Annotated in this window: 19 protein-coding genes and 2 pseudogenes; 9 read left to right on the forward strand and 12 right to left on the reverse strand. The window is 55.4% G+C overall.

The features are described from left to right. The 10 genes and pseudogenes from APY94_RS10955 to APY94_RS10995 form a co-directional block, all read right to left on the reverse strand. Positions 1-604 (reverse strand): annotated as a pseudogene (locus APY94_RS10955) (FlaD/FlaE family flagellar protein); the annotation flags it as partial. A gap of 3 nt (positions 605-607) precedes the next feature. Then, a complete protein-coding gene (locus tag APY94_RS10960; RefSeq protein ID WP_058939666.1) occupies positions 608-1,087 on the reverse strand; it encodes a flagella accessory protein C in 480 nt (159 codons plus the stop codon). A gap of 13 nt (positions 1,088-1,100) precedes the next feature. Further along, a complete protein-coding gene (locus APY94_RS10965) occupies positions 1,101-1,889 on the reverse strand; it encodes a flagellin (RefSeq protein ID WP_058939667.1) in 789 nt (262 codons plus the stop codon). 9 nt (positions 1,890-1,898) lie between these two features. Further along, positions 1,899-2,564 carry a flagellin gene (locus APY94_RS10970; protein WP_058939668.1) on the reverse strand — a complete coding sequence of 222 codons (666 nt, stop codon included), beginning with the start codon at positions 2,562-2,564 and terminating at the stop codon, positions 1,899-1,901. A gap of 55 nt (positions 2,565-2,619) precedes the next feature. Then, complete coding sequence (locus tag APY94_RS10975) at positions 2,620-3,342, reverse strand: flagellin (protein WP_058939669.1); 723 nt, start codon at positions 3,340-3,342, stop codon at positions 2,620-2,622. Positions 3,343-3,375: 33 nt separating this feature from the next. Further along, a complete protein-coding gene (locus tag APY94_RS14015) occupies positions 3,376-3,855 on the reverse strand; it encodes a flagellin (RefSeq protein WP_281176043.1) in 480 nt (159 codons plus the stop codon). After that, positions 3,856-4,452 (reverse strand): annotated as a pseudogene (locus APY94_RS14020) (archaellin/type IV pilin N-terminal domain-containing protein); the annotation flags it as partial. Between the two features lie 38 nt (positions 4,453-4,490). After that, positions 4,491-5,279 (reverse strand): flagellin, encoded by a 789-nt coding sequence (locus APY94_RS10985; RefSeq protein ID WP_058939670.1) that lies wholly within the window; start codon positions 5,277-5,279, stop codon positions 4,491-4,493. 236 nt (positions 5,280-5,515) lie between these two features. Then, positions 5,516-6,469, reverse strand: coding sequence for a class I SAM-dependent methyltransferase (locus APY94_RS10990; RefSeq protein ID WP_058939683.1), 954 nt, complete (start codon positions 6,467-6,469; stop codon positions 5,516-5,518). An 11-nt stretch (positions 6,470-6,480) separates the two neighbouring features. Continuing rightward, positions 6,481-6,810: a helix-turn-helix domain-containing protein gene (locus APY94_RS10995; RefSeq protein ID WP_058939671.1), complete on the reverse strand. Its 330-nt coding sequence runs from the start codon at positions 6,808-6,810 to the stop codon at positions 6,481-6,483. A gap of 378 nt (positions 6,811-7,188) precedes the next feature. Here APY94_RS10995 and APY94_RS11005 point away from each other — a divergent pair, with 378 nt between their 5' ends. Beyond that, positions 7,189-8,268, forward strand: a complete 1,080-nt coding sequence (locus tag APY94_RS11005) for a hypothetical protein (RefSeq protein WP_058939673.1) — start codon at positions 7,189-7,191, stop codon at positions 8,266-8,268. Positions 8,269-8,277: 9 nt separating this feature from the next. Here APY94_RS11005 and APY94_RS11010 read toward each other — a convergent pair whose 3' ends face one another. Together APY94_RS11010 and APY94_RS11015 are read right to left on the reverse strand one after the other, a co-directional pair. Further along, a complete protein-coding gene (locus tag APY94_RS11010) occupies positions 8,278-8,718 on the reverse strand; it encodes a chemotaxis protein CheW (protein ID WP_058939674.1) in 441 nt (146 codons plus the stop codon). 5 nt (positions 8,719-8,723) lie between these two features. Continuing rightward, a complete protein-coding gene (locus tag APY94_RS11015) occupies positions 8,724-9,950 on the reverse strand; it encodes a methyl-accepting chemotaxis protein (RefSeq protein WP_245610468.1) in 1,227 nt (408 codons plus the stop codon). A gap of 242 nt (positions 9,951-10,192) precedes the next feature. On the opposite strand from APY94_RS11015, the gene APY94_RS11020 reads away from it, so the two are divergent. From APY94_RS11020 to APY94_RS11055, 8 genes are all read left to right on the forward strand, one after another. Next, positions 10,193-11,056 (forward strand): CheR family methyltransferase, encoded by an 864-nt coding sequence (locus APY94_RS11020; RefSeq protein WP_058939675.1) that lies wholly within the window; start codon positions 10,193-10,195, stop codon positions 11,054-11,056. Then, positions 11,031-11,393 carry a response regulator gene (locus tag APY94_RS11025; protein ID WP_058939676.1) on the forward strand — a complete coding sequence of 121 codons (363 nt, stop codon included), beginning with the start codon at positions 11,031-11,033 and terminating at the stop codon, positions 11,391-11,393. The genes APY94_RS11020 and APY94_RS11025 overlap by 26 nt, the downstream gene beginning before the upstream one ends. 12 nt (positions 11,394-11,405) lie before the next feature. Further along, on the forward strand, positions 11,406-12,518 hold the full coding sequence (locus tag APY94_RS11030; protein ID WP_058939677.1) for a protein-glutamate methylesterase/protein-glutamine glutaminase: 1,113 nt from the start codon (positions 11,406-11,408) through the stop codon (positions 12,516-12,518). Further along, positions 12,490-14,835: a chemotaxis protein CheW gene (locus APY94_RS11035; RefSeq protein ID WP_058939678.1), complete on the forward strand. Its 2,346-nt coding sequence runs from the start codon at positions 12,490-12,492 to the stop codon at positions 14,833-14,835. Before APY94_RS11030 ends, APY94_RS11035 begins: the two co-directional genes overlap by 29 nt. Further along, positions 14,825-15,457 carry a chemotaxis protein CheC gene (locus APY94_RS11040; protein ID WP_058939679.1) on the forward strand — a complete coding sequence of 211 codons (633 nt, stop codon included), beginning with the start codon at positions 14,825-14,827 and terminating at the stop codon, positions 15,455-15,457. The genes APY94_RS11035 and APY94_RS11040 overlap by 11 nt, the downstream gene beginning before the upstream one ends. Further along, on the forward strand, positions 15,454-16,161 hold the full coding sequence (locus APY94_RS11045; protein ID WP_058939680.1) for a chemotaxis protein CheC: 708 nt from the start codon (positions 15,454-15,456) through the stop codon (positions 16,159-16,161). Before APY94_RS11040 ends, APY94_RS11045 begins: the two co-directional genes overlap by 4 nt. A 3-nt stretch (positions 16,162-16,164) precedes the next feature. Beyond that, complete coding sequence (locus tag APY94_RS11050; protein ID WP_058939681.1) at positions 16,165-16,653, forward strand: chemotaxis protein CheD; 489 nt, start codon at positions 16,165-16,167, stop codon at positions 16,651-16,653. A 30-nt stretch (positions 16,654-16,683) separates the two neighbouring features. Continuing rightward, a partial coding sequence (locus APY94_RS11055) for a methyl-accepting chemotaxis protein (protein WP_058939682.1) occupies positions 16,684-18,440 on the forward strand: 1,757 nt, incomplete at its 3' end.

Consider the following 18,440-nt stretch of genomic DNA (forward strand, 5'->3'; position numbering starts at 1 on the left):
TTTCGGCCTCCGCGACGGCCTCCTCAGCGGCCCTGAGCTCCTCTTCCGAAACGGCTTCTCCGGCCGCTATCTTCTCCTGAAGCTCCTCAAGCTTCTCCTGGGCTTCTTCGAGCTTTTCGGCGGCGGTCTGTGCCTCCACCTTCTCGGCTATCTCCTCAACCTTCTCCTGAAGCTCGTCGAGCTTCTGGGTCAGCTCCTCCGGAACCTCCTCCTTCTCCTCCTCTTCGAGAAGCCCCTCGAGCTTCTCGATCTTCTCGTGAACTTCCTCAACCTTCCTGGAGACCGTTTCGGCCTTCTTCTCCTGGACGTCAAACTTGGCCGACTCCAGAGCCTCAACGAGCCTTCCAAGCTGGAGGCCGAGGTCGGTGAGCCTCTTGCCCAGCTCATCGACGCGTTTGTTGAGCTGCTCGTATTTGGCCGCCTGACTTCCGTAGGTGTCGAGCACCTTCTGAACGATCTTGTCGAGCTGGTCGTAGGTCAGATTCTCCTTCCTGGCGATGAGCTTCTCCCTGAGGTCGTTGATGACCACCGTTGGAACCCTGCCCTTGAGCTCCGCGAGCTTGGCGTTTATGTCGGCCTCCGTGACCAGCCTTGTCATCTCCACGCCTCACACCTCCGCGAGCACCTCGTAGATTATCGAGTCAAGGTCAACACCGTAACCGGCGAGCACCTTAATGTCGTTCTTCAACTGCGCTATCTCCAGCTTTAAGTCTTCCAGTTCCTTTCTGAGGTCCTGAATCTCACTGGTGAGCGGGTTCTCCTGACCCATCTGCTCCTTGAAGGGGTTTATCTCCTGGCTGATGACCTCGTAGAGCATCATGACGTCCTTGATGGTCTTATCGAGCCTGTCGATGTCGTCGCGGAGCTCCTGAATCTGCTTCTTGAGGGTGTCGATGCTTATCTTTATCCTCGGGATGTCGTTCTCGATCTCGTTGACGCGCTCCAGCACCTGGGTCAGCTGCTCGTTCTCCTCCCTGTTCTCCACGCGCTCCTCAAGCTCCTCCTCAAAGACGGGCTCCACTGCCTCAGGGGTGGCCTCCTCCTTGGGCTTTTTCTTGAATAATGACGAAAGGAAATCCAGCGCCACCTACGCCACCCCCTCACTGAAGCTCCATCAGGTTGTCGGTGTACGTGCTCGGCGAGGTGAAGTCTATGACCCCACCCGCACCGTTCTCGGGTATGACCTTGCCCGTGACCTTGGTGCCGGGGCCGATGCCGTAGCCGGTGGCAGGGTTGTCATCATCGTCAAAGGGTATCGTCCAAAGGGTTATGCCCGCTATGTCACCCCAGCTGAGGCTGGGGTGTTCCTTGCTCCCGCTCAGGCTCCCGTCGGCGTCAGCGACGACGACGATGCCGAAGAGCATCTTGGGGGTACTCTGGTTCATATAGTAGTAAAGGTTCTTCCAGAGAGTCGGTATGTCACCGGCGGTTGCCGGGGTGTAGGAGCTGACGTCCACGGCACCGGTTGTGGGGTTCTCCCCAACGTCAGGGACCACGTTGCTGACGTCGCCGGAGTAGAGGAAGTAGTCCGCCTGCAATCCCGAGTCCTGGTCGGGGTCGTAGTACCTGTAGACCGCCATTCTCTTGCCGTCGCTGAGGACGACCTTGACATGGGCGAGGTCTATGCCGCCGCTGCCGGCGTTCGGGGAAACGTAGATCACCATCCTGGTTATCTTGCCGCTTCCGGGCGGGTCGGCCGGGGTGTAGCCGTAGATGTTCATCACCTTTATTCCGCTCGCGACCTCCTGGGTGGTCTGCCTGCCGGTGGCCATGGCCTTCTGCTGGAGGTAGCCGCTGGTGCTGATGAGCACTCCCGCGGCCACTGCAGCTACCAGCACCATCGCGATGAAGACGATGAGCGTTCCAATACCGATGGCACCGCGCCTCATGTTCTCACCTCACTGGAGCACCATCACGTTGTAGTTATACGTCGCGGGGGTCGTGAAGTCTATAACTCCCGCGGAACCTACCTCGGGGATGACCTTGCCGACCATCTTGGTGGCTGGCCCTATTCCCTTCTCTCCGTTCTCGGCCTTAAATACTGTGGTCTTCACGAGGAGTGCCACCATGTCGCCCCACTCGAGGTTCGGGTGGTTCACGTCCATCTCGCTCGCGCCGTCGTGGATGACGACTATGGCGAAGTTCGTATCGGTGAAGGTGGTGTTGTCCCAGATTTTGCTCGATATCTCCGTGCTGTTGAAGAGGTCATCGACGACACCCTTGTAGAGTATACCGCTGTAGTTGTACACCACGAGCTTGGCGCCGTCGCTGAGGACTATCTTAACGTTGCTGAGGTCTATACCCTCACTCCCGGAGTTGGGGGCTATGAATACCGCCATCCTGCTTATCGTCCCCTTGCTCGGCGGGGTCGCGTTGGTGTAGCCGTAGATGTTGATGACCTTAAGCCCGCTCGCGACCTCCTGGGTGGTCTGCCTCCCGGCCGCCTGGGCCTTCTGCTCGAGGTAGCCGGCGGTGCCGATGATGACCCCTGCCGCCACTGCCGCTACCAGCACCATTGCTATGAAGACGATGAGCGTGCCGATGCCTATTGCTCCCCTCCTCAACGTATCACCCCCTGAAAATTTTCAAAGAACGAAAGGGAAGGAGAAGCGCTGGGCTTCACTGGAGCTCCATGACGCTCTGGGTGTAGGTGCTGGGAGTGGTGAACTCGATGACGCCCGGGGCGCCGAACTCCGGAACGACCTGGCCGGTGATCTTAGTGTTGGGAGCGATACCATCAACATTCTGCTCGTCGTAAGTGCCATCCCCATCGTTGTCAAAGACTGCTCCAGTCCTGACGGCAAGGACAACAAGGTCGCCCTTGCTGAGGGTTGGGTAGCTCTTCTGTACGCTTCCATCATCGTCCTGGATGACTATGATGCCAAAGTGAGTATCGTCGATATTGCTCCACTGGAAAACGTTAGTAGTTCCAATCGAATCCGCGAATACATCACTGACTGGCTCATTGGTGTATGCGTTGGAGTAGTCAGCAGGGTTGGCCCACTCTAGGGTGGCCTCCTTGTTGCCGTCACTGAGGACTATCTTAACCTTTCTAAGGTCTATGCCGTCACTGCCCGCGTTCGGGCTGACGTAAACGGCAAGCCTCATCATGTTGTCATAGACACCAGTAGTAATCTCAGGAGCGTATCCAACGACGCTGGTGACCTTTATTCCGCTCGCGACCTCCTGGGTGGTCTGCCTTCCGGTGGCCTGGCTCTTCTGCTGGAGGTAGCCGCTGGTGTTGATGAGCACTGCCGCGGCTACCGCGGCAACGAGCACCATGGCGATGAATACTATCAGGGTTCCGATACCAACCGCACCGCGCTTCTTCTTACCGAACATTCACACCACCTCCTCAAAAATTTGGAAAGGACATCACTGGAGCTCCACGATCTCGTCTGTGTAGCTGGTCGGCGTGGTGAACTCGATGACGCCCGGGGCGCCGAACTCCGGAACGACCTTGCCGGTGATCTTGGTCCTCGGCTGGATGCCCTGACCAAAGATAGCAGTTCCCCCACCGTTTCCGACGTTAAAGGTCAGTGCAACGAGGTCGCCCTTGTTGAGGGTCGGATAGAGTGCCTGGACGCTGTTGTCGGCATCCTGGACGACGATGATACCGTAGTCAGTGGCAGCGCCAAGGAGGAGCCATGCGTTCTTCGAACTCTCGAATATGCCCCCTGCCAGAGCAGAGGTTGGTGTGTATGCGGAATCATAGATAGTCACGGAATAAGCGGATCCAGTGTTAACAGTTATGCTGTTGCCCTCAGCGTCTGTAAGGGTAAGCTGATCCACAATGTTGTTAGCGTCGGTGTCGTTGGCGATGACATTTATTGTGTTTGATCCTCCGTTCAGCACGAGCTTTCCGGTGGTTCCGAAGTCGAGTACGGTCCTATCATCCGCATAGATAGTGATGGTTCCAGTCCAGTTAGGAGAGTTGGTAGTATCCGGACTGCCGAGTGCAAACTTTAAGGGAGTGGTTCCGTCGCTTATGGTAACATTGGCAGCTGAACTACTGTTCTCAAAGCCGAACGTGAGAGAGCCAGATCCAGATATTGAGATAGTCTTTGAATCTGAATCCGTGCTTTCGTTGTCTATAGTGAGAACGTTGTCACCAACCTTGTAGTTCAAAACGGCCTGCTGGCTACCGTCGCTGATGATTATCTTAGTCTTCCTAAGGTCAAGGCCAGCTGACCCAGCGTTGGGGCCAACGTAGACGGCAAGCTGCTGGATGTACTCCTTGTTGGTGTCAGTCTTACCGACTATCCTCTCGACCTGTATTCCGCTGGCGACTTCCTGAGTGGTCTCCCTGCCCGTGCTGGAAGCCTTCTGCTGCAGGAAGCCACTCGTGTTAATCAGCACGGCCGCCGCAACAGCGGCAACCAGCACCATGGCTATGAACACAATCAGGGTTCCAATACCCACAGCACCCCTCTTCCTCAGCCTCTTAAACATAGCCTCTCACCTCCTCAATAAGTGGAAAGGAAAAGACATCACTGGAGTTCCATAACGGCGTCGGTGTAGGTGCTGGGAGTGGTGAACTCGATGACGCCAGGGGCACCGAACTCCGGAACTATCTCGCCGGTGATCTTCTTGCCTGGGGCTATTCCTGAACCGAAGACGCCACTCTCGGTACCTGTGGTAACATTGTTGTCAGAGTCCGTGTTGTCAACGTCAAGGTTTCCAACGAGAACCGTCAGGATGACGAGGTCTCCCTTGTTGAGCGTTGGGTGAGCAGCAGTAAGGCTGCCGTCGGCATCCTGAAGGACAACGATACCGAACTCGCTGGTGGACTGGTCGAGGTACCTCCAGGCGGCGAGGGCGTTGGTGTTGTCGTCAACACCGTCACTGTCACTGTCAGTCCAAGTGGTTGTGTTCCCAGTCTGAACCTTGAATATATCACTGACAACAGCGTCAGTGAAGGCTTTGTTGGTGGCAGAAGCGTCGTACTTAAGAACGGCCTCAGTGCTCTCGCTCCTGAGGATTATCTTGGTGTTGCTGAGGTCGATTCCCGAGCTTCCGGCGTTCGGGCTGACGTAGACGGCAAGCTGCTGGATGTACTGGCTGCTCGGAAGGCTGTTGGCCTTACCAACAACCCTCTCGACCTGTATTCCGCTGGCGACTTCCTGAGTGGTCTCCCTGCCCGTGCTGGAAGCCTTCTGCTGCAGGAAGCCACTCGTGTTAATCAGCACGGCCGCCGCAACAGCGGCAACCAGCACCATGGCTATGAACACAATCAGGGTTCCAATACCCACAGCACCTTTCCGTGTCCTGGCCTTCATTTTCCATGCACCCCCTGGGGGTTCTTTGCGCTGGAGATTACGTTGGCCCAATATAAAGCCCTTTTTTGTTTTTAGTAGTGTAGGTGGTTGTGTAGGTGCATATGTAGGTGCTTAAAACAGCGTCCGGGGGCGCGGAAAACTTGAGGGGTATTCCGGAAGAGGGCGCTAACTGGGAATTTGCAGGGGATCAATATTCAACGGGGGACATAAAGAGCGAGAAAAGAAAGGCCCGGGGGTCACATCTTCTTAACTACCATTATGCTCCTGGCGGGCCGGGTTATCTCGACGTCGAAGCCCTCTTCCAGGATAACGTCCCTAATCTCCCCCGCGGAGGGGAAGCCAATGAAGTCCTTGTTGAGGCTCTCGAAGAACTCGAGGGCCTGAATGTGGGCAAAGGCGTCCCTGAACGGCTCAAGCACCACCATCTTCCCACCGGACTTGAGCGTCTCAAGGGCACCCCTGAGAACCCTCTCCCTGTCCTTGGCATACTCAAGGACGAAACTCATGAGGACCACGTCGTACTCGTTAACCGGACGGATGAGCTTCGCGTCCATCTCCTTCAGCTCAACGGGCAGGTTTTTCATCTCCACCCTGGCCCTCGCTATCTCCAGAAGCGCCGGAGAGTAGTCGATTCCTAGATAGAAGCCATTGTAGCCTATCATCTCGGCGAACTGGACAGGAGACACCGAGCCGCAACCGATGTCGAGTACGTGCATACCCGGCCTTAGGCCCGCGGCCTGGGCCATGGCGTTGCGGTACACCGCGGAGAAACGGGTGCTCATGCGCATGTCCCAGAAGTCGGCGTCCTTATCGAAGTCCATGAGAACGTGCGGATGGACGGGGGTTATGAACGCGTAGTCAACCATGCGGTATATCTCCTCCAGAACGGGCACCCAGTCATGAATCAGGAGGTCGTACCTCTCCCCTGGGACATGCACGGTGTACGTAAAGCCGTTGAGGTGAAGCCTGCCGTCCTTCTCGGCCACTATTCCCAGGCGCTCCAGCGTGTCGATAAAGTCCAGAAGAAGGCGCCTGTTGGGCAGGCCCACACGGTCAACCAGCTCCTGCACCGTTGGGGCCCTGGAGAGCAGAGGAAATATGCCGTGCTTTGTTCCGAGTCCAATTATCTGGAGCACGGAAAACTTGACCATCTGCTCGATGTTGGCATCGACGATATCGGCGGGATTCATGGCACCACACCTCACATGAACCTCCGGTAGTAGCGGTAGTACTCCTTAAGATAATCCACGACCTTTTTACCGTAGTCCGTCAGACGGTAGTACTTGAAGCCATTGTTTGAGACTTCCTCCACAAGACCCAGGTAAACAAGGGAACTCTCTCCGTTGTACCTGTTGCCCAAACCAACCAGTGCTCCCCTAACGTTGGATGGATCAGAACTGACGACCCTGGCGATCTCAGAAAGGTACGTCGCTGACGGGTATATTTCGCTCAGGTACATCAGTATCTTCTTCCTGAGTTCGCTACGATGAAGGGAGCGCAACACCTGCGGGTCCACGATTACTGTGTCCATACTCCCCCCTCCCAAAGTCAGTGGTTCCAAGATCAATCACTGTGATTATAGCAAGGACAGCCACTGAAACCCATCCTGGATGTCAATGCCTCCATGTGCAGGGTATGGTTGTAGCCCCATACCTTAGATATGGTTGTAGAATATATAACGTTTTTGGTTTGTCTCTGGGAATAATTCCGCGTAAATTTGCCCCATTTGTAGAATCCCCACCCAAAAATTGTATAAATCGGGCCGACGGACGAAGAATCCAATTGTTTGAAAATTATCCAATATATGATAATCACGACAAAGGCTTTCGCCCCCTCCAGCCGGAGAACATTCATAAAATCTTAAATACCATCGAAACAAATTGGAGTACGTTGAAGTCAGGTGAGAGTAATGCTGGTCGAAGTGACAATCACCGCGGCGGTCGCAGTGGTTCTGGCGTATTACGTCAAAGACGTCACCAGCAAAGTTCTGGCCAGGCACTTCGAGCTGAAGGAAGAACTCGGGGAGCTGGAGTCAAAATTCTCAAAGCTCAAAGAGGAGCTTGAATCGGAGATCCGGGAGGTCCGGACCAACGTTTCTTCCGGGGAGGAGGACGTACGCGGGGAGCTCATCCAGAAGCTGAACGAACTCCAAAAGAAGCTCAAGGGAGTGGAAAAGGGGCTCAGGGACCTCCAGAAACTCGAAACCAAGGTGGACTACGAAATCGGCAGCCTGAAGAGGGAGCTGGACAGAACGGGGCGCAGGGTGGAGGAGCTGGAAGACGCGGTGATGGCCACAAAGGACGAGCTTAAGGAGGAGCTTAAAAGGGAGATTCTGGCGGAGCTTGAGGAGGAGATAGAACACCTGGAGGACGTCATCGAGAGGCGGAAGCAGTCCGAAGTTGAGGAGTTCCTGGAGATTATAACGGCCGCCGTGACGCTTCAACCGGAGAAGCTCAAGGATGGAATGGCCGAGGCGAAACGGGCCCTTCTCTCAATGCGGGATATAGCCAAGGTCTACGTGCTCACTGGACAGGGGCAGAGGGAGTTCCGGGGATTGAAAGAGAACCTCATAGAACTCCTCAAGAACCTCCGCAAACTGGCGGTTGTCTCGGTTCCGGATGAGAGCGTTTACTCAACTTTCAACGAGATAGTGGTCCGCGTGAAGCGCCTCGATCTGCCAATGAAGGTTGTGAGAGACGGCAGGGAAAAAGAGCTGAACCCAGAGAAGAGCTTTATTTACATCCACCGGGCGGTCTACGAGCTGGCGGGGGAGCTGGACAGGATAGCGGAGGGACTTCAGGAGCCGATACCGGTAACCCCAGTCGAGAAAGAATTCTACGAAAAGCTCCGGCATCAGTTCGAGGAGCTGCGGAAGCTGGAGGAGCAGGTCCAGAGGCTCATGCTGAAGCTCGGCGCGGAGAAAGAGGAGACGGAAGACACGAAAGACCGGGACGTCGAAGACCTGCTGAAAGAGCTGAACCTGCTGTGAGTCCCGGGATTAGAACTCCTCCCCCATGAGTTTGTCAAGGTCGACCATTATGAGGAGCCTCTCTCCATCGTTTATCTTCGCTATGCCCTTTATGTAGCGGATGTCCACGCGGCTTGTGAGGGTCTTGGGTGGCTGGTCGATCTGGTCGTCGGTCAGGGTTATGACGTCCGAGACGGAGTCGACTATAATGCCGATAACCTCGTCCTTAACCTCCGCGATGATTATCTTCTTCGTGGAAAGGTCCTCGTCCATGTCGTAATACCCGAGGAGTTTCTTGAGGTTGACGACGGTGGTGATCTGACCGCGGAGGTTTATGACACCCTCAACGAAGTCCGGGGAGTTGGGCACGCGCGTTATGGGCATCATTTCCTTGATTTCCCTGACCTTCGAGATATCCAGACAGAACTCCTCGTTTCCAACCATAAAAGCCACTACCTGAATTTCGGCCATTCACCTCACCTCCGGGCACTCCTAACGTTTTCCAGCAGGGTTCTGGATTCGTCTATAGATTCCTCAAGGGCCTTAAGACCCTTTCGTATTTCATCCAAACGCAGCTGGAGCGTTGAGAGGAAGTCCACGAGGGGCAGCATCACGTCCGAGATGTCGTTCTGGATGGTGTAAACACCGTCTATGGTGTCCATGAGCATCTGCACCGACTGGGCCTGCCCGTCTATGCTGTCCGAGAGGTCTTTTATCATGCCCGCGGTCTCATTGGCGCGTCTGGCGATGTCGTCAAATGCAGCTATGAGTTCCTGAACGGCATCCTTTATTTCCTCCGTGACACGGAACTCCTGTTTGATGGAGCTGACGACGGTGTCTATGCTCTCCTGCATATCCCTGATGAGTTCGGTTATCTGGTCGGTGGACTTCTTGGACTGGTCGGCGAGCTCACGGATGTTCTCTGCAACAACCGCGAAGCCCCTGCCGTGCTCCCCGCTCCTGGCGGCCTCAATGGCGGCGTTGAGTGCCAGAAGGTTGGTCTGGTCAGCGATGCCCCCTATAACCTCAACTATCTCCCCGATGCGCTTGGAGTGCTCGACGAGAATGGAGACCGCCCGCTCCATGTCCTGGTTAACCTCGGTTATGCTGGCCACGTTTAGGGCAACGTTGTCGGAAATCTTCTTGCCCCTCTCGGCCATGTCAGCAGTTTCGAGGGCGTAGTCGGTCAGCGCCTGGGCCTGCGTGTTCATCTCCTCTATCCCCGCGGTGAGGGTCTGGATGTAGTCCCCCAGCTCGGCGATGCTGGAGCGCTCCCTCTCCACCAGACTGGCCAGGGAATCGGGGTCCGCCGAGGCATCCATCTCGAGCATGGGGAGGAGGGAGGAGATCTTTTCCCGGGCGTCTTCAAGATTTTTCAGGGCGGTATCCGTCCCCTCGAGGGAACAGGGCTGTGAAACAGTCACCCTGCGTTTTCTTATGGCCTCAGCCTTGTGTTCGATGGAGATGAGACGGGCAGCAATTTCCTCATCGATGCCCCTTACATCGGGATGTCTTCCCTCCAAGATGTCCTCAACCGCCCCGAGAATCCGGAGGGAGTTATCCCTCGTTCTTGAGACGTACGCGCCAACGATTGCGGATGCACCTAGACCCAGAATGAGACCCACGGATGGAGCCACCAGGGTACCGGCGAGGGTTATCAGAGGGATTGAGCCAACTGCCGTTATGGCAACGATGCGATTCACTGGCCACACCTCCCAGCAGCACTATTTAACCATGGAGACAGGGAGATAAAAGAGTTTCGCATGTAGGTAATAACCCTTAATACGCGTTACAATAATAACCGGGGAAGTCGTAACAATATACCTATGCACCTACACAACCATCTACACACAAAGATTTTTTATGCCAAAAGCGCAAGGCTTTTGTGGAGTCTACAATATCCAGTCCAACACCTGGGAGACCCCCCAACGGATGCGTGAGATAGATGATGGATGTTAAGGATCCCGGCTATATAAGGATCAAGCGGGAGCTGTTCCGCCACCTCAAAGTTAGTAGTGACGCCTACAAGGACACGTACCTCGTGAGACGTATACGGGCAAGGATGAGGAAACTGGGAATCGCAAGCTACACCGAGTACTACAGACTTATAAAGGCAAACAGGAGCGAGCTCGACGAGCTCCTGCTGACCGTGGCCATCAATGTCACTGAGTTCTTCAGAGACCCGGTGGTCTGGAAAACCCTCGAAAAGAAAATCTTGCCCGAGCTGGTCGAGTACAAGCGGGAGATTCACAGCAGTTCCCTCAAGATATGGAGTGCAGCCTGCTCAACGGGACAGGAGCCGTACTCGATCGCCATGACGCTGTACGAGACGCTGGGCGAAAACCTCGACGGATTCCGGGTCAGCATACTGGCGACGGACATAGACAGGGAGGCCCTGTCGGTGGCCATGAAGGGGGAATACCCCGTGGATGTCATTGAGAAGCAGATACCCAAGAGCATGATACCGAAGTACTTCACCCGCGTAAGCGACGAGCGGTACCGGGTCTCACCGAAGATAAAACGCCTGGTCAAGTTTCGGCAGTTCAACCTCTTCAGCACCACGTACCCGAAGGGGTTCGATATTATATTCATCCGCAACGTGCTCATATACATAAAAAGGGACGCCCAGGAGGAGATATTCGCTAAACTTTATGATTCGCTGGAGGATCACGGGTATCTCGTACTCGGCAAGACCGAGACGATCCTCGGCAATGCCGCCAAGATGTTTAGGTTGCACGACCTCGTTGCAAGGATCTATCGCAAAAATCTGGAGGTGAAAAAACATGGCAAAGGTTTTGGTGGTGGATGATGCCGCTTTCATGCGCATGTTGCTGAAGAAGATACTGACCCAGGGCGGCCACCAGGTCGTTGGGGAGGCAGGCAACGGCAGCGAGGCGGTCCAGAAGTACCAGGAGCTGAAGCCGGACGTGGTCACCATGGACATCGTCATGCCCGAGATGGACGGCATTACGGCGGTTCAGGAGATAAAGAAGGTGGATCCAGACGCCAAGATAATAATGATCACCGCGGTTGGGCAGGAAGGAAAGGTCATGGAGGCCCTCAAGGCAGGGGCTTCAGGGTACATAGTCAAGCCGTTCCAGGCCCCCAAGGTGCTCGAGGAGATAGCCAGAGTACTGTCCAGCTGAGGGTGGATTTTGATGCCGCTGAGCTCCCCCTCTCGAAAAATCCGGGTACTGGTCGTCGACGACTCCGCGTTCATGAGAAAAATACTCCGAGACATCATAAATTCGGATCCCGAGCTGGAGGTCTGCTGCGAAGCCAGGGATGGTATTGAGGCCATCAGCTTAGCAAAGCTCCACAGGCCGGACGTCGTGACGCTTGACATTGAAATGCCCAAGATGAACGGCCTCGACGCCCTCCGGGTTATAATGAAGCAGACCCCCCTCCCGGTCATAATGGTGAGCGCCCTGACCCAGGAGGGCGCCGAGGCCACCATCAAAGCCTTGGAGTACGGGGCGATAGACTTCATCCCCAAGCCGAGCTCCTCCATCTCCATCAACATGAAGGAGATGCGGGATGAGATAACGGCGAAGATCAAAGAGGCCGCTAGGGTTCCAAGACGGTTCCTAGAGCTCAGGAGAACGAGACTGCTCAGGGCACAGAAGATCAAAACCAGAAAACCCAGCGTCCCGGCAAAGACCGTTGTCGCCATAGCGTCCTCCACAGGGGGCCCGCAGTCTCTGCTGAGGATCTTTCCAAAATTCCCAGAGAACCTGAAAGCCGCGATACTGCTCGTCCAACACATGCCGCCGGGATTCACAAAGTCCTTTGCGAAGAGACTCGATGGTCTGAGCAAGATAGAGGTCAAAGAGGCTGAGGACGGGGATCCAATAGAGGAAGGGAAGGCCTACGTGGCGCCCGGGGATTACCATATGGAGGTGCAGATGAGGGCCGGAAAGCCCGTCATAACGCTCAACAAGAAACCGAAAATACACGGCGTGCGGCCTGCCGCCGACCCCATGATGATAACCGCCGCGGAGGTGTTCGGGCGCAGGACAGTCGGCATCGTCATGACAGGAATGGGCAAGGACGGGGCCCAGGGGATAGTCGCCATCAAGAAGAAGGGAGGAATCACGATAGCACAGGACAGGGAGACCTCCATAATCTTCGGCATGCCCAAGGCCGCGATTGAGACCGGCATGGTGGACCATGTCGTCCCGCTGGATAAAATTGCAGAGACGATGGTGATGGCAGTAAACAAAGTTAACCGGGGTGGTGCCGGTGGAAGATCTTTCGCAGTATCTAGATGAGTTCCTCGCCGACGCGAGGGATAGGATAGACAGCCTGAGCAACGCCATACTAACGCTGGAGAAAATCGTCAGGGACGGGGGCAGCGAGGAAGAGAAGAAGGCCATGATAGACCAGATTTTCCGCGATGCTCACACGCTAAAGGGCACAGCCGCCACGATGAGCTTCATGAAGCTCAGCGAGGTTGCCCACAAGATGGAGAACCTCTTTGACCTTGTGAGGAGCGGAAAGGTGGAGCCGACGCCTGAGCTTATCGATGTACTTCTGGAGTTTCTCGACGCCATTGAGGGAATGGTCGACAGCATAGAGGAGAACGGCAACGAGGGAGATTTTGACGTAGAGGAGCTGTTCGCCAAGGCGGAGAGGTTCTTTGGCGAAGGAGAAGGTGCCAAACGCGAGAGTGGTCCCGCAGAGGAGGCGGCACCCCCTGCGGAACCGCCCCAGGTGGAGGAGAGCGAGGGAGGGGGCGAAGCCCCCGAGAGTGAGGCCCCTGAGGGAAGCATCCCAGGCAGGGTATACCGTGTTAGAGTCTACTTCCACAAAGACGCCCAGCTGAGGGGCATCAGGGGATTCCTGATACTCTCCGACCTGGAAGGCATCGGCGAAGTCCTCGAGACCACCCCCGATCGGAGCGTCATTGAGGATGGAAAAGCCGATGTGGATGTACTTGAATTCGTAATCGCGACCGAAGAGAGCCCCGAGAAGATAAAAACTATCGTGACCCGGCATCCCGAGGTCGATGATGCCGAGGTCGAGGTGCAGGGACAGGCCGCGGGCGAGGGTGCGAAAACGTACACTGTCACGGTGTACGTGCAGAAAGACGCCCCACTCAAAGGGGTGCGCTCGTACCTGGTTCTCCAGGATCTTCAAAAGATTGGAGACGTTCAGAGAACCATTCCCGACCCCATTGCGATTCAGAACGGAGAGCTAATCGACGGGCGCTATTTCAGGGTTCTGCTCGTCTCAAACGTTTCTCAGGAGGAGATATCCAAGGCGGTTCTCAAGCATCCCGATGTTCAGGACGTTGAAATCACCGAGGGCGATGTCGTCGATGCCCAAAGGCCCGTCCAGGAGAGCCCATCAAAAGAAAAAGCCCCCCGCACTGCGGAAACCAAGGCCCCCAAAAAGAAGAAACCTCCCTCGACCCCCAAGGTGAAGGTCTCCAAGATAATCAAGGTCGACGTCGGCCATCTGGACAGGCTGATGAACCTCGTCGGTGAGCTGGTCATCACGAAGGGCCGGCTGGAGCAGATAGCGGAGAGGCTCGGAGACAGGGAACTCCTGGAGACCCTCTCAACCCTCTCAAGGCTCCTCACCGAGCTTCAGGACGAGATCATGGAGATGCGCCTCACGCCGGTGGCGGAAGTTTTCAACAAGTTCCCGCGCATGGTTCGCGAGCTGGCGAGAAAGATGGGCAAGGAGGTCGAGTTTGTCATAGAGGGCGCCGATATAGAGGTGGACAGAACGATACTCGACAAACTCGGTGATGTCCTCGTCCACCTCCTGAGGAACGCCATAGACCACGGAATAGAAGCGCCGGAAGAAAGGGAGAAGTCTGGAAAGCCACGCGCGGGCAGGCTCGAACTCATTGCGAGGCGCGAGAGAAGCCACGTTGAGATCATAGTAAAGGACGACGGTCGTGGCATCGATCCCGAGAAGATAAAGAGGAAGGCGCTGGAGAAGGGCCTCATCACCCCCGAGCAGGCCATGGAGATGAGCGACGAGGAAGCGATAAACCTGATCTTCCTGCCCGGATTCAGCACGAAGGAGAAGGTCACCGACGTATCCGGAAGGGGCGTGGGCATGGACGTCGTCAAGGACGTCGTCAAGAGCCTCAATGGAAGCATATCCGTCCAGAGCAAGGTGGGCAAAGGTTCCGTGTTCGTGCTCAAGCTGCCGGTGAGCATGGCTATCATCCAGGCGCTGCTCATTGAGGTCCAGGGGGAGGTCTACGCGGTTCCGATAAACAACATACTCGAGAGCATAGAGATCAGGCGTGAGAACCTGAAGAGCATAGGCGGCAAGGAGGTAATAGTGCTCCGCGGCGAGATAATACCCGTCGTAATGCTCCACGAGCTCTTTGGACTGCCGGTTCCCGAGAAGGACGAGTTCCCGGCGATAATAATAGACCTCGGCGCACAGAAGGTCGCAGTCGGCGTTGACAAGCTCCTCCACAAGAAGGACATAGTCATCAAGAGCCTCGGAAAGATGCTCTCACACATCAGCGGCTTCGCCGGCGCCACTATACTCGGAGACGGTAGTGTTGTTTTAATCATTGAGATAAACGGACTGCTCGGTGGTGGTAGGGGTGGACTCTGAGAACTATGGGAAGTACATCAAAGCCCTCGATGAGTTCGCCAAGAGCGCGCTGGTCGAAACCTTCAACATAGGTGCTTCCAAGGCCGCGGATGCCCTCAGCGAGATGACGGGTCTCACCGTCAACATTACCGTACCGGAAATAGAGATAGTACCCATCAAGAGCGTGCCTGAAAGGGTGGGAGAGGACGTAAAGGTGGCCGTCTACATCGGACTCAGCGGTGGCTTTGATGGCCACGCCTTCTTCTTTCTGGATTTTGAGGATGCACTCAGGATGTTTGACTTAATGACAGGAATGCCCCCCGGTTCAACAGCGGAGTTCGATGAGATGGTGCGGTCCGCAGTCATAGAGGCAGGCAACATCCTAATCTCCGCCTTCGCCAACGCCCTCAGTGAATTCCTCGGGGAGGGGATAGACCAGACACCGCCAGATATGGCGGTTGACTTCACCCCTGCGATACTGGACTTCGCACTCGCAGACATCGGCCAGTACTGCGATTACACCATGCTCTTCAAGACCACCATCCACATGGAAACAGTCCAATTCAAAGAGCACTTCATGATACTGCCCCACCCCGCTTCCATGAAGAAGATCATCGAAACCCTTCTGGGGGGATTTGCATGAGCGAGCACAAGAGCTGGTCGTCGGAGTGGTATCAGGACATATTTAGGGAAGCGTCGAACATAGCGATGAGCCACGCGCTTACGGCACTCTCAAACATGATAGGCGAGATTGAGATGGAACCCCCGACGGTGGAGGTACTGCCGCGGGCAAAGTTTCTGGCGATGATCGCCAGCAGGGGTATTCGGGACAGCTTCGTCGTGATGTTCGACATAACGGAAGGACTGAGCGGCCTCACGATACTCCAGTTCCCGAAGAAGAGCGTCAGGGCGCTGGTATCGCTCCTGCTCGGAATGGACCCAGGGGACGAGGGTATGGACGAGATGGGACGCTCCGCCATCATGGAGATAGGTAACATACTTATCTCCGTCTACACCGATATACTCGCCCAGCTCATCGGAGAACCCGTCTCGCTCAGCCCCCCCAAACCCGCGGAGAGCCTGTACGATGCCGAGAGGGAGCTGGCAAGACCCGACCTCAGGGATGTCACCGAGGTGCTGGCGTTCAAGACAAGGTTCTACCAGGCTAACACCGATGTGGAAAGCTTCTTTTACCTGATTCCAACCAAAGATGCCTTTGACAAGCTTGTGAGCAGACTCGAAGCCCAGATAGAAAGCATTGGAACGAAGGGGAACCTCCCCGGGAGCGAGGGGGCGGAAGCAGGGATGAATACCGACCCTGAGGAAAACGGTTCCGGCGAGGGTTGAGTCTTGGGAGAGAGAAAGGTTGGAATCGGAGATTACGCCGTGGGCAAAAAGGTCGGAATAATCAGCACCTACGGCCTGGGCAGCTGCGTTGGCATAACCATCTACGACCGCCTGACGAAGGTAGGCGGTCTGCTCCACGCCCTCCTGCCGGAGGCGAGCTACTACGGCAACAAAGGAAATCCGGCGAAGTATGTGGATACTGGGCTTGAACTCCTCATATCTGACATCCGGAAGATAGGAGGGAACCCCCGACGCGCTGAGGCCAAGATATTCGGCGGCGCCCACATGTTCACAAACGTCACCACGGAGAAACTCATGATAGGCAAGAGAAACGTCGAAGTCGCAAAAAGGGAGCTTAAACGGCACGGGATAAAGATAGTGGCAGAGGATACCGGCGGGAAAGGCGGAAGGACGATTTATCTCGACCTATCCACGGGCAAGGTTAAAATGCGTAGGGTCTCCAACGGGCAGATAACAGAGAGGGTGTACTGACAACCTAAGAAACGTCGGGGAGGGTTATGGATGGAGTTTAAGAAAAAGGTGATAGGCATCGTGGTTGTGGCGCTCTTGCTGGTAACCGTGATAGCAGGAGGAATGATGCTGTACACCGGCAACAATACCGCCAAACTGATCGAAACAAAGATGACACCTGTTGTAGAGGAACAGGCCCAGGAGGCCGCAATGGCCCAGGCCACCGCCATAGCCACGGAGTTCCAGGGATTCTTCAGCACCGTGGAATCCCTCGGCAGTGCCACGGAAGGCTCCGTTGAGCTGTCCCTGAAACAGCTCCAGCTGGATGGAATAGACTTCGGCGATCCCGGCTACGCCGACAAACTTCAGCCGCTTCTCATGGAGCACTTCGCGGTCATAGCCGACTCCGAGTCCTCCCTCAGCGCAGTGTATTTTGGCGATGCGAATGGCAACATGTTCATATATCCCAGACAGGAACTTCCCGAGGGTTACGACCCGAGGGTCAGGCCGTGGTACCAGGAGGCCGTTAAGAAGAACGGCCCGACGTGGAGCGAGCCGTACCAGGACGCCTCAAGTGGGAAGTGGGTTATTACCTATGCAATTCCCGTTCACTACAACGGCAGGCTCGTCGGTGTCATCGGACTGGACGTTTTCATCGACACCCTGACGAAGAGGATAGACGGGGTCACCATCGGCGACACCGGCTACGCCTACGTCGTTGGAACGGACGGAACCATATACATGCACCCGAACCACGACTACATAATGAACCTCAACGTCTTCAACGAGCCGGGCCTCAAGCCGATCGCGGATATCGTGAAGGGCGGCAAAGACAGGGACGTCGTGACGTACACATTCAACGGGGTCCAATCTGTTGCGGCTGGCGTCAGGATACCCAGCACCGGATGGTACGTCTTTGCCAAGGTCCCAGTCAGCGAGATAAGCGCGGGAGTGATCAAAGTCATAGAGGACACCAAGAAGACCACCGCGAATTCCGCCCTCATGCTCAGCCTCCTCATCCTCGCAATCTCAGCGTCGCTCATAGGGGTCTCGTACAAGATGGTGTCAAACTCACTCAGGCCGCTTGAGGAGTTGAGGAGTGTTGCGCAGGCTTTGGCAGAAGGAAGATTGAGCGAAGTTAACAAGCAACTCAACCAAATCCACTACATTGAAGACGACGAGATCGGAGCCCTCATAAAAGCCTTCGAAGCCGTAGGAAAAGACCTAGTAGGAACACTCAACACCATAGCGAGCAAGCTAGAGCGCTTGGCGGAGGGTGATTTGAGCAACGGCATGAGCATGGAGGCCAAGGGAGAGCTTAAAGAAATCCTGGAAGACTTGAGAGACACAACCCACAAACTTAAGGGCTTAATCAGCGAAATGGTCAACGTCACCAACGAACTGGACAAGAGAGCCAACATCCTCACCCAGATTACGACTGACGTGACTGAAGCCATCAACCAAGTAAACGAGGCAGTGCAGCAGGTTAGCATTGAAGCACAGAGGCAACAAGAGCACATTAACGAAATAACCGAAGGAATGCGCTTCGTCTCAGAAACAAGCGCAGAAAGCGTCAGAGCAATGGACGAATTCGAGGCGGCAGTAAACGAAGTCGTCACAATAGCCAACGAAGGCAGACAAAAAGGCGAAATCTCAGCCAAACAAATCGAAAGCATCCAAGAAATGATGAGCAACATCGAAAGCACAGTCAGAAAAGTCTCTGAGATGAGTAGGAGTATTGAGGAGATTACGAACGTGATCACCAACATTGCCGAGCAGACGAACTTACTCGCCTTAAACGCGGCCAT

The sequence above is a fragment of the Thermococcus celericrescens genome (genome assembly GCF_001484195.1).
Lineage (GTDB): Archaea > Methanobacteriota_B > Thermococci > Thermococcales > Thermococcaceae > Thermococcus > Thermococcus celericrescens.

Bases quoted from the DNA above. Each gene is read 5' to 3' on its own strand.
- APY94_RS10965 (WP_058939667.1), bottom strand. From the start codon at position 1,889: ATGAGGCGCGGTGCCATCGGTATTGGAACGCTCATCGTCTTCATCGCG.
- APY94_RS10975 (WP_058939669.1), bottom strand. From the start codon at position 3,342: ATGTTCGGTAAGAAGAAGCGCGGTGCGGTTGGTATCGGAACCCTGATA.
- APY94_RS10985 (WP_058939670.1), bottom strand. From the start codon at position 5,279: ATGAAGGCCAGGACACGGAAAGGTGCTGTGGGTATTGGAACCCTGATT.
- APY94_RS10990 (WP_058939683.1), bottom strand. From the start codon at position 6,469: ATGAATCCCGCCGATATCGTCGATGCCAACATCGAGCAGATGGTCAAG.
- APY94_RS10995 (WP_058939671.1), bottom strand. From the start codon at position 6,810: ATGGACACAGTAATCGTGGACCCGCAGGTGTTGCGCTCCCTTCATCGT.
- APY94_RS11005 (WP_058939673.1), top strand. From the start codon at position 7,189: ATGCTGGTCGAAGTGACAATCACCGCGGCGGTCGCAGTGGTTCTGGCG.
- APY94_RS11010 (WP_058939674.1), bottom strand. From the start codon at position 8,718: ATGGCCGAAATTCAGGTAGTGGCTTTTATGGTTGGAAACGAGGAGTTC.
- APY94_RS11020 (WP_058939675.1), top strand. From the start codon at position 10,193: ATGATGGATGTTAAGGATCCCGGCTATATAAGGATCAAGCGGGAGCTG.
- APY94_RS11025 (WP_058939676.1), top strand. From the start codon at position 11,031: ATGGCAAAGGTTTTGGTGGTGGATGATGCCGCTTTCATGCGCATGTTG.
- APY94_RS11030 (WP_058939677.1), top strand. From the start codon at position 11,406: ATGCCGCTGAGCTCCCCCTCTCGAAAAATCCGGGTACTGGTCGTCGAC.
- APY94_RS11045 (WP_058939680.1), top strand. From the start codon at position 15,454: ATGAGCGAGCACAAGAGCTGGTCGTCGGAGTGGTATCAGGACATATTT.